This window comes from Nocardia blacklockiae (assembly GCF_015477355.1).
GTDB lineage: Bacteria > Actinomycetota > Actinomycetes > Mycobacteriales > Mycobacteriaceae > Nocardia > Nocardia blacklockiae.
Map to the genome: position 1 here is coordinate 667,086 of NZ_JADLRJ010000002.1, position 14,921 is coordinate 682,006.

Here is a 14,921-nt window from a genome sequence, read left to right on the forward strand (position 1 = left end):
CCCGGTACGAGCGCCCTAAACCACACCGGCAGCGCGCAACCGAGGTTCAGCGGAACCGGAGCACCGAGAGCGCCCCGGCGACCATGCAGTACACCGCGAAGGGCAGCAGCGTGCGGGTCCGGAAGTAGCGCTCGAGAAAGCGCACGGCCAGCGCCGACGACACCCCGGATACCAGCGCGCCCAACAACATCGGCCCCCGGCTGGCGGCAATGCCCGGTTCGGCGAGCTCCGGCAGCTCGAGCACCCCGGCGCCCAGGATCGCCGGAGTGGCCAGCAGGAAGGCGAATTTCGCGGCGTGCTCGCGTTCGAGTCCGCGCCACAGGCCGCCGACCATGGTCAGGCCCGCGCGGCTGAAACCGGTCAGCAGCGCGCCGGCCTGCGTCAAGCCGATGACCAGGGCATCGCGCACGTCCAGCGCCGCCAGCGGCCGGTCGCTCTGCCGAGGCAGCGTCGCGACCGCGGCGCCGCCCTGCCGCCGCGCGAACCGGCGGCCGTACTCGGCCAGCGTCGGTTCGTTGCGCCTGCGCAGGCCCTCCCCCACGACCAGCACCACGCCGTTGAGCGCCAGGAAGAGTCCGGCGTAGAACGGTGCCGCGAACAAGGCGTGCAGTGCATGGTCCAGCAGCGACCCGAGTATCCCGACCGGAATGGTGGCGATCACGATCAGCCAGGCCAGGCGCTGCGCCACGGTCTCGGCGCGCCGGGTCCGCAGGGTGGCGAGGAAGCCGGTGATGATGGCGACCCAGTCCCGCCAGTAGTAACACAGCAGTGCCAGTGCCGTCGCCACGTGCAGCGCGACGATGAACGCCAGATACGGTCTGCCCTCCGGCGATTCGCTGTCACCGGCCAGCCTCCGCCAGTCGCCGCCGAGCCAGTCGGCCACCAGCACGGAATGTCCGAGGCTGGAGATCGGGAAGAGTTCGGTGACGCCCTGCACGACACCGATGACGGTCGCTTCGAAATAAGTGAGCATCGGCAACGAGTTTCGCACAGCCCCGTGCGGTCAGAGCAGATAGCTTCCCAGGACGGCGGCGAACAGCACGACCAGCCACGCGTCGGTGGCCCGCCGCAACCAGACCGGCGCACGGCGCACCTCCATGAAATACCGGACGATCAAGCGCGACTTGACGAATGCCAGCGCCACCACCGCGACCGTGATCGGCACGCTGGCGACCGCCGCGCCCGCCGAGTGGCCGGGCGCCAGCCACCACGAACCGAGGGTGATCACGACGAGCGCGACCCACGCGAGGGTGATCGGCCGCGCGGCCGTGGCGAATCCCGTTGTGTCGGACATGCTCATCTCATCACGTAGAGCAGGGCGAAGATGACGACCCACAGCAGATCCACCATGTGCCAGTAGATCGCACCGGATTCCACCATCGACACCCTGCGGCCGGCGGGGTTGCGCAACTCCCGGACGAGCACGCCCAGGACGACGAGCCCGATCGCGACATGCAGCAGGTGCACGCCGGTGAGCACGTAGTAGAACGAGTAGAACAACTCGGAATTCGTTCTGCCGGAGCGGATCTGCGATACCCACTCGTAGAGCTTGAGCAGCATGAACAGCACGCCGCAGCCCCCGGCCGCCCAGACCAGCCGCACCGCCTGCCGGATCCGGCCGGTACGCGTGGCGATCACGCCGCGCGCGACACACCACGACGAGGTGAGCAGGACGACCGTGTTCACCACGCCGATGTTCAGGTCGAGATGCTGCTGCGCAGCGAGGAATTCGCCCGGCGTCATGGCACGGTAGATCATGAACACGACGAAGTAGCCACCGAAGATGACCATGTCGCCGAGCACCATCACCCACATGTGGCCGTCGCCGGGCAGGTGCGTTCGCGGTTGTCCGGCCGAATCAGCCTGTGCCGGAACCGAATCCGATCGTGTCATGAGGTAGCTCCGTCCACCGTCGCGGCGTCGGCGGGCTCGCGGGCGGTCGCCTGTTTCAGCAGCACGATCAGCGCGCCCAGCCAGACGGTGAACACCACGACCGCCAGCCAGAAGGCGATGGACCCGTTCCAGGCGAACGGCCCGGCGTCGAACAGGAACATCTGGGTCGCGACGACCTCGGTGACGATCTGCCAGATACTCACGTAGGCAAACCATTTCGGGAAGATCTCGTGCCTGTCGTAGAGGATCGCGACGGCCAGCACCAGATACGCGGTCGAGAAACAGCCCAGCGAGCCGTTGTAGGACAGCATTCCGAGGTCGTAGAGCAGCCCGACCACCTCGGGGTCACGGCCGGGACGGAAGGTGGCCGTCAGGAAGCAGGTGGCGACGAGCAGAAACCCCGGCAGCGCCCCGACCGCCATGCCGCCGATGTAGCCGTAGGCGAACACCGACCCGACCGACATCCGCCTCATGTGATAGCCGACGAGCCCGTTGGTCACCGCCGCTCCCCCGAGCAGGATCAGCAGCAGACCGAAGCCCAACTGGATCGTGAAGTGGTGCGCGGCAAAGAATTCGACCTTCTGCGCGGTCGTCACGTCGGGGCGCGGCGGCGGCGTCACCCGCGTCAGCAGGCAGATGATCACACCGAAGGCGGCGTAGAAGCCGGGGAAGATCCAGTAGACGAACCAGACGTCGCGCCGGCCGCCCCGCACCGGGCCGCTCATCCGGCCACGCCCTCCGCCTGCGCCTGCCGCCGCAGCGTCCGGCGCAGCACGACGAACATGACGACGAGAAACAGCGCGAACGACCCGTTGCGCAGCCAGAACGACAGCACGCCGTCCCAGGCCAGCGGCCCCGTCCGGAATATCGCGGCACCGGCCGCCGGGATCATGGTCACCGCGGTCGCCAGCGAGTAGTGCCCGACCCAGCGCGGAAACACCGGCTCGGGACCGTCGTCGAAATAGACCGCGAGCGCCAGCAGCAGGAACTGGCTCACCACCATGCCGATCGGGGCGACGAACACGATCCACGCCAGATCGTTCAGCACCTGCACCAGCTCCGGGTCGCGCTCGGGCCGGAAGGCCGCGACGAGGAAGAAGATGTTCGACAGCGCGAAGATCGTGGCCCCGCTGACCACCGCGGTGAGGTAACAGAACGCGAATACCCCGCTCTGCGAACGCATCCGCTGCATCTGCACGACGATCACCGCGAAGAACGGCAGGATCATCATCCCGCACAGATTGAAGGTGACCATGCTGCCGCGGATCCACGCGGTGTTGTCGCGGTAGAACGACGCCACCTCCGCGGCGGACATCGACGGCGACATCGGCGGCCGGAATCCGGGAAACGCGAGGAAGGCCAGCAGGAGTACGAGCGCCGCCACGGGACCCGTCCACAGACTCACCCACTGCGCCTTGAGGTTTCCCGCCCGCGGCAGGCTCTGTGCTTGCTCGAGGATCTGCACCTGATCCCTCCAAACCTGACCATAGTCAGTTGTCTGCGCACTGGCGCCCGCACGGAATCGAAGCCCGATCACGCTGCCCGACAAAGGGAGCCATCACAGTGACGGTAGCCCCGCCGGGCGCGTAAGGGAAGAGTTTTCTGATTTCAGTCAGCTTTGTGTGCCGTAGACTCGACAGGTGCTGAAGGACAAACCACCGGCGCGCGGCACGAAGGGCCGCCAGACCCGCGAGCGGCTGCTCGGTGCCGCGGTCGCCGAGTTCAAGCGCGACGGCATGGCGGGCGCCGACATCGCGGCGATCGTGTCGGCCGCCGGTGTCGCGCACGCCACCTTCTTCTTCCACTTCCCGACCAAGGAACACGTCCTGTTCGAACTGGAGGAGCGCGAAGAGGAGCGCATCGCCGCCGATCTGGCGCGCTTCTTCGCCACACCCCACGACGTGCGGTCGACCCTCACCGAGACGCTGCGCTCGCTCACCGACCTCGAACGCCGCCTGGGCCACCGATTGTTCAAAGACTTTCTGGGACTGCACTTCTCCTCCACCCGGCCCCCGTCGGAAGAGGTCCCGCTGCACCCCGTGATCGTCACCGTCGTCGAGGAACTGGGGCGCGCTCGGGAACGCGGTGAAATTCCCTCGGACACAGACGTTTTCCACAAGGGCGTGTCGTTCCTCGCCGGGCTCTACGCCCTGCTCATCATGCTGCCGCCGGACCGGGACGTCCGGGCACCGTTCCTCGACGAATACATCTCCACCTACATGCTCGGCCTGCGCGCCTCGGAGTAGCAGTCACGTCTTGTCGAGAAAGTAATTCTCGACATTTGAAGTTCACATAAGACTTTCGTGATAATGTCGTTCTCGCTGGTTGGCGAATCGAACGAAGGGGTGGACGTGGCTCTGGACCTCGACACCGCGGGTGCCGCGCCCGGCGGCCGGATCCACCGGGTCGTGCAGTGGACGACGGGTAACGTCGGCAAGAGTTCGGTGCGGGCCATCGCGGCGCATCCCGGCCTGGAGCTCGTCGGCTGCTACGCGTGGTCGCCGGACAAGGTCGGCCGCGACGTCGGAGAGCTGTGCGGCACAGCGCCGCTGGGCCTCACCGCCACCGACGATGTCGACGCCCTGCTGGCGTTGCGACCGGATTGCGTGGTCTACAACCCGATGTGGATCGATGTGGACGAGCTGGTCCGAATCCTGTCCGCCGGTGTCGATGTCGTCGCCACGGCGTCCTTCATCACCGGGCACAACCAGGGCGAGGGCCGGGCGCGGCTCGCCGAGGCCTGCCGGCGCGGCGGCTCGACCCTGTTCGGCTCCGGCATCAGCCCCGGCTACATCAACCTGATGGCGATCCTGTCCGCCGGAATCTGCGACCGGGTCGACAAGGTGACCGTGTTCGAGGCCGCCGACACCACCTTCTACGACTCCCCCGCGACGGAGCAGCCGGTCGGCTTCGGCCGCCCCGTCGACGATCCCGAGCTTCCGACGATGACCGCGCACGGCACCGGCGTCTTCGGCGAGGCCGTCCGGCTGATCGCCGACGCGCTCGGCGTCGAACTCGACGAGGTCCGCTGCGATGCCGAATATGCCCACACCACAGCCGATCTCGACCTCGGCTCGTGGACCATTCCGGCGGGCGGCGTGGCCGGCGTGCACGCCGCCTGGAAGGGCATGTCCGCCGGGCGGACCGTCGTGGAGATCGATATCCGCTGGCGCAAGGGCCGGACGCTGGAGCCCGACTGGCAGATCGATCAGGACGGCTGGGTGTTGCAGGTCGACGGCCGCCCGTCGGTGAAGAACGTGATCAGTTTCCTGCCGCCGCCGGACTTCCAGGCCGAGACGATCGCCGATTTCATGACCCTCGGCCACATCATGACGGCCATGCCGGTGATCAACGCGATCGACGCGGTCGTCGCGGCGCCGCCCGGCATCCTTACCTACAACGACCTGCCGCTCGTGCTACCCCGCGGCCTGGTGCCGCGGCGCGAGCCGAGCGCCGCCCGAAGCGAGAGCCCGTGACCGCCCTGCCGACACCGGCCGCCGGCTGATCCGCGTCGGCGATCACCCGGCGGTCCGAACCGCACCGCGCGCGAACACGCCCCACAGCGCCAGGCCGACAACCGTTGCCGCGGTGCCGATCTCGCACACCAGCGACCAGCCGCCGGACTGATAGGCGGCACCGGCCGTGACCGAACCGGCGACGCCGCCGAGGAAGTAGGTCACCATGTACGCGGTGGTCAGCCGGCTGCGCGCGGCCGGATCGAGGGCGTAGACGGCGCTCTGGTTCGACAGTTGGATGCCCTGGATGCCGAAGTCGAAGACCAGCAGCGCGACGATCAGGACCACCACGTTGTGTCCGCCCCAGGCCAGCAGCGCCCAGCTGGCCAGGACCGTCAGCCACACCAGCGTCGTCACCGCGCGCAGCCGCCCGCGATCGGCCGCGCGGCCCACCACGGGCGCTCCGAGCGCGCCCGCCACCCCGGCCAGCCCGAACAGGCCGATGGCGAATTCGGAGAAGTGGTACGGGGTGCCGTGCGCGCCGGCGAGCAGGAAGGCGATCGCCGTCCACACGCCCGAAAAGCACGCCATGCCAACGAATCCCAGCACCATGCGCTGCCGGAGCACCGGATGCGCGCGGATCAGCGTCAGGATCGAGGCGAGCACCTCCGGGTAGCGCTCCTCCGGCGCGAGCGCGGCGCGGCCGGTGGCCGGAGCGAGCAGGTACACGCTCACCGACATCACCAGCTGAATGCCCGCCGCGGCCACCAGCACCGTGCGCCACCCGCCGAACTGCGCGATCGCCCCGGCCAGCACCCGCGAGAGCAGGATGCCCAGCAGCAGACCGCTCATCACGGTGCCCACGATCTCGCCGCGCCGCTCGGGCTGGGCCAGCGCCGACGCCCACGGCACCACGACCTGCGCGGCCGACGCCGTGACGCCGGTGGCGAAGACGCTCAGCAACAGCACCGGCAGATTCGGCGCGGCCGCCGAAACGGCAAGGGCGGCAACCGAAGCCGCCAGCAGCGCGGGAACCATGCGGCGGCGTTCCAGGAAGTCGCCGAGCGGAACCAGCAGCGCCAGCCCGGACAGGTAACCGACCTGCGCGGCGCTGACCACGAGCGCGGCCGTCGCCGTCGAGATCGACAGGTCGGCCGCGACCTCGTGCAGGAGCGGCTGCAGATAGTAGAGGCAGCCCGCCGAGGAGCCCGCGGTGACGGCGAAGACGAGGACGATCAGCCGGGTCAGCGCGGGGGCGGCCGGTGCCGCAGTCGAAGTACTCACGCTCTCCATGTTCCGATGCACACGCAATCAAAGGAAGCGATGAATTTCGATATGGCCATCTACACAATAGATAGCATGCCGGGGTGGAGATACGTCAGATCGAATGCTTCCTCGCCTGCTGCGAGCAGCGCTCCTTCACCGCGGCGGCCCGGTCGGTGAATCTGGTCCAGTCGGCAGTCTCGACGAGCGTGGCCAAGCTGGAGCACGAACTGGGCGCCCGGCTGTTCGACCGGATGCCGCGGGCGCTGGAACCGACCGAGGCCGGGCGGGCCATGATCGGGCCCGCCCGCGCGCTGCTGCGGGCGCGCCGGGAGATCGTCGACGCGATCGACGGGACTCGCGGGCAGGTGCGCGGCGAGGTGGTGATCGGCAATCTCATGAACATCCGCGCGCTCGACCTGGCGGCGGTCATCGCCGAGATGCACCGGCGTCATCCCGCGGTGACGCTGCAGATGCGGCAGAGCACCTCGGGCGTCGCCGGGAACATCGCGGGCCTGCGCGACGGCAGTCTCGACATCGCGCTGCTGGCCGGTATGAGCGACGAGATCCCTGGCATCACAGTGCATCCGATCAGCACGGAGACCCTGGTGCTGTGCACCGCGCCGGACCATCCGCTCGCCGGTCGCCGGTACCGCACCGCCGACCTCGACGGCATCCGGTTCATCGACTTCCCGCCCGGCTGGGGCATCCGGACCATCGCCGACGACCTGTATCCGGGCCGCCGTCCCGTGATCGAGGTAGCCGACCAGATCTTCGCTCTGGAGTTGGCCGCCAAGGACTTCGGCGTGGTGCTGGTGCCGCGTTCGGTGGCGCGTCGGTTCCCGGGCATCGTCTACAGCGAGCACGCCGAGAGCCCGGTCCCGTGGAAGTTGAGTATCGGCCACGACGCTCAGCGAACCCCGTCCAATGCGGCCCGCACGGTGATCGAGGCGCTGCCGGATCTGGGGCGCGGGTAGTTACCGCGGCGGGAGTCCCCGCAGGTCCGCCAGCAGTTCGCGTTTGCGCTCCGGGTGCAGGCTGTAGTGGGTGCGACCGGCGAGGGCGGCGTCCAGGGCCCAGAGCATGCGCAGGGACAGGCCCGGGATGCGCGCGGCGCGCATGCGGCGATAGGTTTCGACCGCGCCGAGCCGTTCGAGATCGCGCAGCGAGTGGACGTCGGCCGCGGCGAGCCAGCGGGCGGCGTGATCGCCCAGCCGCCACTCGCCGTCCCGCCACACCCGCACGGCCAGGTAGGCGGTGTGGTTGAGGACATCGGCCCGGTCCCACACCGCGTGTCGCAGCGCTTCCGGGTCGGTGGGGGCGTCCGGGCGGTGCAGCACCTGGCTGCGGGCGCGGCGGGCGGTGCCGAGCATGCGGTGGAATTCGCGGAAGATCTGGATCTCGCCGTCGTGGCCGTGGTCCCACGGGCCGAGGTAGGTGTGGTCGCTGTGGTGTCGGACGGTGTTCAGCCGGGCGGCCGACATCGCCCAGTCCCGGCATTCGGCCGGGGACGTCGGCGTCACCACGATCGCGCCGCCGAGCCGCCGGGTGTGGCCGCGCTCGCGCTGCCAGTAGGGCAGGAAGGCGTCGTCGCCCGCGGCCGCCAGGCCGTGCGTCCGCCAGCGGATCGTGCCTTCCGGGGCTTGCCGGAACGGCGACTGCCGCACCAGCTCCCGTGCGGCGCGCGGGCCGAGGCGGGTACACCAGCCGGGGACGAACACGATCGGGTCGGCGGGGTCGGCGTCGAAGGGCGTCGGTGTCAGGAACGGGTGGTCGATCACCAGCAGTGTGCCCGTCCGCGCCTGGAAGGACATGCCCCACAGCAGATGTGCCAGCAGCCGCGCGCCGCGACGGTCGGAGAGCAGGTGCCAGGTTTCGTGAAAACGGTTGGTGCTGAACCGCACCGCCGTGCCGGGGCGCAGCGAGATGACGGTGTGGACCCGTCCGTCCAACCGCATCGTCCGGCGGTGCAGTTTCATCCCGTCGCCCACCGTGCGGGCGGCGCCGGGACGCTGCGTCTTGACTGTGCTCATCGTTCGTCCATGAGGCCAGAAAAGACGCAGCGGCACAACCGATTTCCGGGTGATCAGCCGATGAGGTCGTCGGCGGCGTGGGATTCGTTGTGGGACAGGGTGATACCGAGGTTGGCGGCGGTGCGGTCGACCTCGTCGTCGCTCTGGCGCAGTTCGATGGCGGAGCCGGCGGAGAGGACCTCGACGTTGAGGCAGAGGGCCTGGAGTTCCTTGAGGAGGACCTTGAAGGACTCGGGGATGCCGGGATCGGGGATGTTGTCGCCCTTGACGATCGCCTCGTAGACCTTCACGCGACCGACGATGTCGTCGGACTTGATGGTGAGCAGTTCCTGCAGGGTGTAGGCGGCGCCGTAGGCCTGCATGGCCCAGCACTCCATCTCACCGAAACGCTGGCCGCCGAACTGCGCCTTACCGCCGAGGGGCTGCTGGGTGATCATCGAGTACGGACCCGTCGACCGCGCGTGGATCTTGTCGTCCACCAGGTGGTGCAGCTTCAGGATGTACATGTAGCCGACAGCCACCGGGTACGGGAACGGCTCACCGGATCGACCGTCGAACAAGGTCGCCTTGCCGTCGGCCCCGACCATGACCTCACCGTCACGGTTGGGCAGGGTCGAGCCGAGCAGGCCGGCGAGTTCCTCCTCGCGGGCGCCGTCGAAGACCGGGGTGGCGAGGTTCGTGTTCGGCTCGGCCGAGAGCAGTTCCTCGGGTAGGCGCTGCGCCCAGTCCGGGCGGGTGCCGTCGGTGAGTTGAATGTTCCAGCCTGCCTTGCCGATCCAGCCCAAATGGGTTTCCAGGATCTGGCCGATATTCATACGACGCGGCACACCATGGGTATTCAGGATGATGTCGACCGGGGTGCCATCGGGCATGAACGGCATGTCCTCCTTCGGGAGGATCTTGCCGATAACACCCTTGTTCCCGTGACGACCGGCGAGCTTGTCACCGTCCTGGATCTTGCGCTTCTGCGCCACATACACACGCACGAGTTCGTTGACGCCCGGGGGCAGATCGTCGTCGTCCTCCCGCGAGAACACCCGAATACCGATCACCTTGCCCGACTCACCGTGGGGCACCTTCAACGACGTGTCACGCACCTCGCGGGCCTTCTCACCGAAAATCGCGCGCAGCAACCGCTCTTCCGGGGTCAGCTCGGTCTCACCCTTCGGGGTGACCTTGCCGACCAGGATGTCACCGTCACGGACCTCGGCACCGATACGCACGATGCCCCGCTCATCGAGATCAGCGAGGACCTCATCGGAGACGTTGGGGATATCGCGGGTGATCTCCTCGGCACCGAGTTTGGTGTCGCGAGCGTCGATCTCGTGCTCCTCGATATGAATCGAGGTCAGAACATCCTCTTCCACCAGACGCTGCGACAGGATGATCGCGTCCTCGTAGTTGTGACCCTCCCACGGCATGATCGCCACCAACAGGTTCTTACCCAACGCCATCTCACCGTTCTCGGTGGACGGACCATCAGCCAGAACCTGACCCTGCTCGACCCGCTGCCCTTCGTCCACAATGGGACGCTGGTTGGCACACGTGCCCTGATTCGAGCGCGAGAACTTCCGCATCCGGTAACTGCGGCGGGTGCCGTCATCGTGCATGACGGTGATGTAATCGGCCGAAACCTCTTCGACCACACCAGCCTTCTCGTTCACCACCATGTCACCGGCATCAACCGCGGCACGCAACTCCATGCCAGTGCCGACCAGCGGCGACTCAGCACGGATCAACGGCACGGCCTGCTTCTGCATGTTCGCACCCATCAGGGCACGGTTCGCATCATCATGCTCGAGGAACGGAATCATGGCCGTCGCCACAGACACCATCTGCCGCGGCGACACATCCATGAAGTCGACCTCTTCGACCCCGACGAGCTCGACCTCGGAATTCTTGCGGCGCACCGGAATCCGATCCGCCACGAAACGGCCCTCGGCGTCCAGCGGCTCGTTGGCCTGCGCCACCACGTGCAGGTCTTCCTGATCGGCGGTGAGGTAGACGACCTCGTCGGTCACCTTGCCGTCGATCACCTTGCGATACGGCGTCTCGATGAAGCCGAACGGATTCACCCGCGCGTACACCGACAGGTATCCGATGAGGCCGATATTCGGGCCCTCGGGGGTCTCGATCGGGCACATCCGGCCGTAATGGCTGTAATGCACGTCGCGGACGTCCAGGCCGGCGCGCTCGCGGCTCAGGCCGCCCGGGCCGAGCGCCGACAGGCGGCGCTTCTGGGTCAGGCTCGCGAGCGGATTGCGCTGTTCCAGGAAATTCGACATCTGCGAGGTGCCGAAGAACTCCTTCAGTCCCGCCACGACGGGCCGGATGTTCAGCAGCGACTGCGGGGTGATGGCCTCCACGTCCTGCGTCGTCATGCGCTCGCGGACCACGCGCTCCATGCGCGACAACCCCACCCGGAACTGGTTCTGGATCAGCTCACCGACCGTGCGCAGGCGGCGATTGCCGAAATGGTCGATATCGTCGACCTCCACCGGCACCTCGATACCACCGGGCGCGGTCATCACCTTCTCGCCCGCGTGCAGGCGCAGCAGGTAATCGATGACCGTGACGATGTCTTCCTCGGTGAGCACCCGGGGGCCGCCGGTCTCACCGGGGCGGATCCCGAGCTTCTTGTTGATCTTGTATCGCCCGACGCGCGCCAGATCGAAGCGCTTCTCCTGGAAGAACAAATTCTCCAGCAGCGTCTGCGCCGACTCCTTGGTCGGCGGCTCGCCCGGGCGCAATTTGCGATAGACGTCGAGCAGCGCTTCGTCGGTGCCCGGGGTGTTGTCCTTCTCCAGCGAGGTCATCATGACCTCGGAGAAGCCGAACCGCTCCGCGATCTGCTCACCGGTCCATCCGAGCGCCTTGAGCAGCACCGTCACCGGCTGCCGGCGCTTGCGGTCGATCCGCACGCCGACCGTGTCGCGCTTGTCGATATCGAATTCGAGCCAGGCGCCGCGCGAGGGAATGATGCGCGCTGTGTGCACGTCCTTCTCGGTCGCCTTATCGATGGTGCGGTCGAAGTACACTCCCGGCGAACGCACCAGCTGCGAGACGATGACCCGTTCGGTGCCGTTGACCACGAAAGTGCCCATATCGGTCATCATCGGGAAATCGCCCATGAAGACCGTCTGCGACTTGATCTCACCGGTGTTGTGATTCATGAACTCCGCGGTGACGAACAGCGGCGCGGCGTAGGTGAGGTCCTTGTCCTTGCATTCCTCGACCGAGGCCTTGACCTCCTCGAAACGAGGATCGGACAGCGTCAGCGACATCGTCGCGGCGAAGTCCTCGATCGGGCTCACCTCGGCGAGCACCTCCGCCAAGCCGCTCAGCGCCGCCTCGTCGCCCGCGGTGCGGGCCCGCCAGGCCGGGGCGCCGACCAGCCATTCGAACGAATCGGTCTGCACCTCCAACAGGCCCGGAACCTCCAGTGGTTCGCGGAGCGAGGCGAACGAGACCCGCCGGGGCGCGCCGGGGATCCGGGTGTCGAGGGATGTTGCGGCCTTGACCTCGGGCTGATTCGAGACTGCCAAGATGCGTCCTTCCGGGCGGATTTCACATTGCGCACCGAACGGAGGCCATCCGGACATGGCTCGACCCCGACCCACGGAAAGCGGCACGCCTCCAGGCATGACTTTCCACAGTCGGCGAATATATCGAGAGTCGGACAGCACGCACCCCGGCGCGAAGTCCTAAATTACACCCGGAATGGGCAGATGTCTAGAGACGAGAAAAAATAAGCACCTGATTTCCGGTGCCTCCCGTATTTATAATGGCATCCCGATCTACGATTCGTCAAGCGACGCTGGTCCGGCCTGCGCGCGGGCGACGTACTCGTCGATCTCGGCGAGGTACCGCTGCTGCCGCGCGGGGGTGATCCAGGCGGCGCGGAAGGAGTTGCGGGCCAGTTCCGCCAGCTGTTCCGGGCCGAGCCCCGCCTGCTCGGCCAGGGCCACGTAGTTCTCGGCGGCGTACGCGCCGAAGTAGGCGGGGTCGTCGCTGTTCACGGTGACCGTCAGGCCGCGCGCGAGCAGCGCGCTGATCTCCGGCGACTTCATCTGCGCCGTGACGAAGGAATTCGAGACCGGGCAGCAGGTGAAGGCGATGCCCTTGGCCTCGGCCAAAGCCAGCAGACGCTCGTCCTCGACGATATTGGTGCCGTGGTCGATGCGGTCCACGCCGATGTCCTCGAGCGCCTGGCGAATGTGCTCGACGGAGTTCTGCTGATCGATGTCGCAGTGCATGGTCAGCTGGAAACCCTCGCGCCGGGCCCGCTCGAAGACGGCGGCGAACTTGCTCGGCGGGTTGCCGCGCTCATCGGAGTCCAGGCCGACGCCGATGATCCAATCCCGATACGGCAGCGCCTCCAGCAGCGTCGCCATCGCGTATTCGGCGGAGTGGTCGCGCAGGAAACAGAGGATGAGTTCGGCCGAGATGCCCACCTCGCGCCGGGCCCGGACGATCGCCGAGCGGTATCCGCCGATGACCGTGTCGAACGGGACGCCGCGGCCGGTGTGCGCCTGCGGGTCGAAGAACATCTCGACGTGCCGCACGCCTTGGGCATTCGCCCGCAGCAGGTATTCGTAGGCGAGGTCGTGGAAATCCCGCGCCTGCCGCAGCACCCGCATGGCGGGGTAATAGACCTGCAGGAACGAGGTCAGGTCGTGGAAGTCGTAGGTTTGCTTCACCTCGTCCACCGTGCGTTCCGGCAATTCCACACCGTTGCGGCGGGCCAGCCGGAACTTCAGCTCCGGCTCCAGCGTGCCCTCGAGATGCAGGTGCAGTTCCGCCTTGGGCAGTCCGCGGACGAATTCGGCGAGATCGCTCGGCATACCTCCATGATCACCCTCGATTCGCCGTTCCGCGCGCGATACCGTTCGGCCGGCGCGCATAGGACAGTTGCTGTCCTATATGCGGTTCAGGATGGCGCTCATGACCGAACCGACGCGACGCGTACTGAACCGGACCCTGCTGACGCGGCAGTTCTTGACCGAGCGCACCGAACGCCCGGCAGTCGACGTCATCCACCACCTGGTCGCGATGCAGGGGCAGGAGCCGAACTGGCCGTACGTCGGGCTGTGGACGCGGGTGGCCGGATTTCGCCACGGCATCCTCGAAGGGCTCCTGCGGGACCGGAAGGTGGTGCGTTCCACCATGATTCGCCGGACCGTGCATCTGTCCACGGCCGCCGATTTCCGGTGGTTGCAGCCCACGGTGCGGCCCGCCGTCGAATCCATGCTGCGGACACCGTATTTCCGTGACGAGATCGACGGCCTGGATCTCCCCGAACTCGCCGCCGCGGGGCGGGAGCTGCTGACCGGCGGCACCCCGACGCGGCGCGAGCTGGGCCGGCTGCTGGGCGAGCGCTTCCCGGGGCGGCACCCGGGACGGCTCGCGCAATCCGTGGGCCTGTTGCTTCCCCTTGTGCACGTGGCGGATTCGGGCGACTGGGGCCGCTGGCGCACCCGCTATGTGACGGTCGCCCTCGCCGAGGAATGGCTGGGCGAGTCCCTGGAGCGGCAACCGCGACCCGAGACGATGGTGCTGCGGTATCTCGCGGCGTTCGGCCCGGCGAGCGTCGCCGACATCCAGGCCTGGGCCGGTGTCACCCGGCTGGCGGAGGTGGTCGAGCGGCTGCGGCCGCGGCTGCGAACTCTGCGCGACGACACCGGACGCGAGCTGTTCGACCTACCCGGCGCGCCGCTCGCCGACCCCGATCTGCCTGTGCCCGTGCGGTTTCTACCCGCTTTCGACAATGCCTTGCTCGGACATCGGGACCGGCGGCGCATCATCGCCGAGGAGGATCGTGTGCGGATCGCCAAGGAGGCGTCGGCCGGCGTTCCGATGTACCTCGTCGACGGATTCGTCCACGGCCGTTGGGATCTCGCCGGATCGACGTTACGCATCACGCCGTGGCATCCCCTGTCGGCCGCCGACGAGGAAGCGGTGCGGGCGGAGGCGGCGAACCTGCTGCCGTTCCTGCTGCCCGAAGGCGGCACGATCGTGCTGGCATCCGCCTGAGTGGCACGGCAGCGGGGTGCGGGCCAACCGGCCGTGTGGCGGATACGACGTGGCGAGCAGGCCCGGAAGTCATCTACTATCTACGTACGTAGTTAGTAGAATGCTCAACGGCGAGCAGAGAGGCCGAGTGCCATGACAGGTGTTTCTCGCGCAATATTCACTTCGACCGCGATCGTCGCGGTACTCGCGGGCGGATCGATGCTCGGCGCGGGGTCCTCCGCGGCCGAGGCACGGACCTCGACAG

13 protein-coding genes are annotated in these 14,921 nt (G+C 67.7%); 4 read left to right on the top strand and 9 right to left on the bottom strand.

Annotated elements, in window-relative coordinates:
* Window positions 1-46: 46 nt before the first annotated feature.
* From IU476_RS08795 to IU476_RS08815, 5 genes are read right to left on the bottom strand one after another with little or no spacing between them, the layout of a single operon-like run.
* Complete coding sequence (locus IU476_RS08795; RefSeq protein WP_195098486.1) at window positions 47-979, bottom strand: undecaprenyl-diphosphate phosphatase; 933 nt, start codon at window positions 977-979, stop codon at window positions 47-49.
* A 24-nt stretch (window positions 980-1,003) separates the two neighbouring features.
* The gene (locus tag IU476_RS08800; RefSeq protein WP_438943983.1) at window positions 1,004-1,294 is read right to left on the bottom strand and encodes a cytochrome C oxidase subunit IV family protein; all 291 of its coding nucleotides are present in this window, start codon (window positions 1,292-1,294) and stop codon (window positions 1,004-1,006) included.
* A gap of 2 nt (window positions 1,295-1,296) precedes the next feature.
* Window positions 1,297-1,893 (bottom strand): cytochrome c oxidase subunit 3 family protein, encoded by a 597-nt coding sequence (locus IU476_RS08805; RefSeq protein ID WP_195098488.1) that lies wholly within the window; start codon window positions 1,891-1,893, stop codon window positions 1,297-1,299.
* Entirely contained in the window at window positions 1,890-2,618 is a 729-nt protein-coding gene (locus IU476_RS08810) for a hypothetical protein (RefSeq protein WP_195098491.1), read from the bottom strand. Before IU476_RS08810 ends, IU476_RS08805 begins: the two co-directional genes overlap by 4 nt.
* Window positions 2,615-3,358, bottom strand: coding sequence for a hypothetical protein (locus tag IU476_RS08815; RefSeq protein WP_195098493.1), 744 nt, complete (start codon window positions 3,356-3,358; stop codon window positions 2,615-2,617). The genes IU476_RS08810 and IU476_RS08815 overlap by 4 nt, the downstream gene beginning before the upstream one ends.
* Before the next feature lie 175 nt (window positions 3,359-3,533).
* On the opposite strand from IU476_RS08815, the gene IU476_RS08820 reads away from it, so the two are divergent.
* Together IU476_RS08820 and IU476_RS08825 are read left to right on the top strand one after the other, a co-directional pair.
* A complete protein-coding gene (locus IU476_RS08820; RefSeq protein WP_195098495.1) occupies window positions 3,534-4,139 on the top strand; it encodes a TetR family transcriptional regulator in 606 nt (201 codons plus the stop codon).
* Between the two features lie 105 nt (window positions 4,140-4,244).
* A complete protein-coding gene (locus IU476_RS08825) occupies window positions 4,245-5,369 on the top strand; it encodes an NAD(P)H-dependent amine dehydrogenase family protein (protein ID WP_324193940.1) in 1,125 nt (374 codons plus the stop codon).
* Between the two features lie 42 nt (window positions 5,370-5,411).
* Here the strand turns inward: IU476_RS08825 and IU476_RS08830 are convergent, their stop codons facing one another.
* Window positions 5,412-6,641: an MFS transporter gene (locus IU476_RS08830; protein ID WP_195098496.1), complete on the bottom strand. Its 1,230-nt coding sequence runs from the start codon at window positions 6,639-6,641 to the stop codon at window positions 5,412-5,414.
* Window positions 6,642-6,715: 74 nt separating this feature from the next.
* Between IU476_RS08830 and IU476_RS08835 the strand changes: the two genes are divergently transcribed.
* Window positions 6,716-7,588 carry a LysR family transcriptional regulator gene (locus IU476_RS08835; RefSeq protein WP_195098497.1) on the top strand — a complete coding sequence of 291 codons (873 nt, stop codon included), beginning with the start codon at window positions 6,716-6,718 and terminating at the stop codon, window positions 7,586-7,588.
* Here the strand turns inward: IU476_RS08835 and IU476_RS08840 are convergent, their stop codons facing one another.
* From IU476_RS08840 to add, 3 genes are all read right to left on the bottom strand, one after another.
* Window positions 7,589-8,644 carry a TfoX/Sxy family DNA transformation protein gene (locus IU476_RS08840; protein ID WP_195098498.1) on the bottom strand — a complete coding sequence of 352 codons (1,056 nt, stop codon included), beginning with the start codon at window positions 8,642-8,644 and terminating at the stop codon, window positions 7,589-7,591.
* Between the two features lie 53 nt (window positions 8,645-8,697).
* A complete protein-coding gene (rpoB, locus tag IU476_RS08845; protein WP_195098499.1) occupies window positions 8,698-12,246 on the bottom strand; it encodes a DNA-directed RNA polymerase subunit beta in 3,549 nt (1,182 codons plus the stop codon).
* 195 nt (window positions 12,247-12,441) lie between these two features.
* Window positions 12,442-13,488, bottom strand: coding sequence for an adenosine deaminase (gene add, locus IU476_RS08850; RefSeq protein ID WP_195098500.1), 1,047 nt, complete (start codon window positions 13,486-13,488; stop codon window positions 12,442-12,444).
* Window positions 13,489-13,588: 100 nt separating this feature from the next.
* On the opposite strand from add, the gene IU476_RS08855 reads away from it, so the two are divergent.
* Window positions 13,589-14,677: a winged helix DNA-binding domain-containing protein gene (locus IU476_RS08855; RefSeq protein ID WP_195098501.1), complete on the top strand. Its 1,089-nt coding sequence runs from the start codon at window positions 13,589-13,591 to the stop codon at window positions 14,675-14,677.
* Window positions 14,678-14,921: the final 244 nt, after the last annotated feature.

What these genes read in the sequence shown, in the direction of transcription:
- IU476_RS08840 (WP_195098498.1), bottom strand. Translation starts at nt 8,644, where the DNA reads ATGAGCACAGTCAAGACGCAGCGTCCCGGCGCCGCCCGCACGGTGGGC.
- add (WP_195098500.1), bottom strand. Translation starts at nt 13,488, where the DNA reads ATGCCGAGCGATCTCGCCGAATTCGTCCGCGGACTGCCCAAGGCGGAA.
- IU476_RS08855 (WP_195098501.1), top strand. Translation starts at nt 13,589, where the DNA reads ATGACCGAACCGACGCGACGCGTACTGAACCGGACCCTGCTGACGCGG.
- IU476_RS08810 (WP_195098491.1), bottom strand. Translation starts at nt 2,618, where the DNA reads ATGAGCGGCCCGGTGCGGGGCGGCCGGCGCGACGTCTGGTTCGTCTAC.
- IU476_RS08805 (WP_195098488.1), bottom strand. Translation starts at nt 1,893, where the DNA reads ATGACACGATCGGATTCGGTTCCGGCACAGGCTGATTCGGCCGGACAA.
- IU476_RS08830 (WP_195098496.1), bottom strand. Translation starts at nt 6,641, where the DNA reads ATGGAGAGCGTGAGTACTTCGACTGCGGCACCGGCCGCCCCCGCGCTG.
- rpoB (WP_195098499.1), bottom strand. Translation starts at nt 12,246, where the DNA reads ATGTCCGGATGGCCTCCGTTCGGTGCGCAATGTGAAATCCGCCCGGAA.
- IU476_RS08800 (WP_438943983.1), bottom strand. Translation starts at nt 1,294, where the DNA reads ATGTCCGACACAACGGGATTCGCCACGGCCGCGCGGCCGATCACCCTC.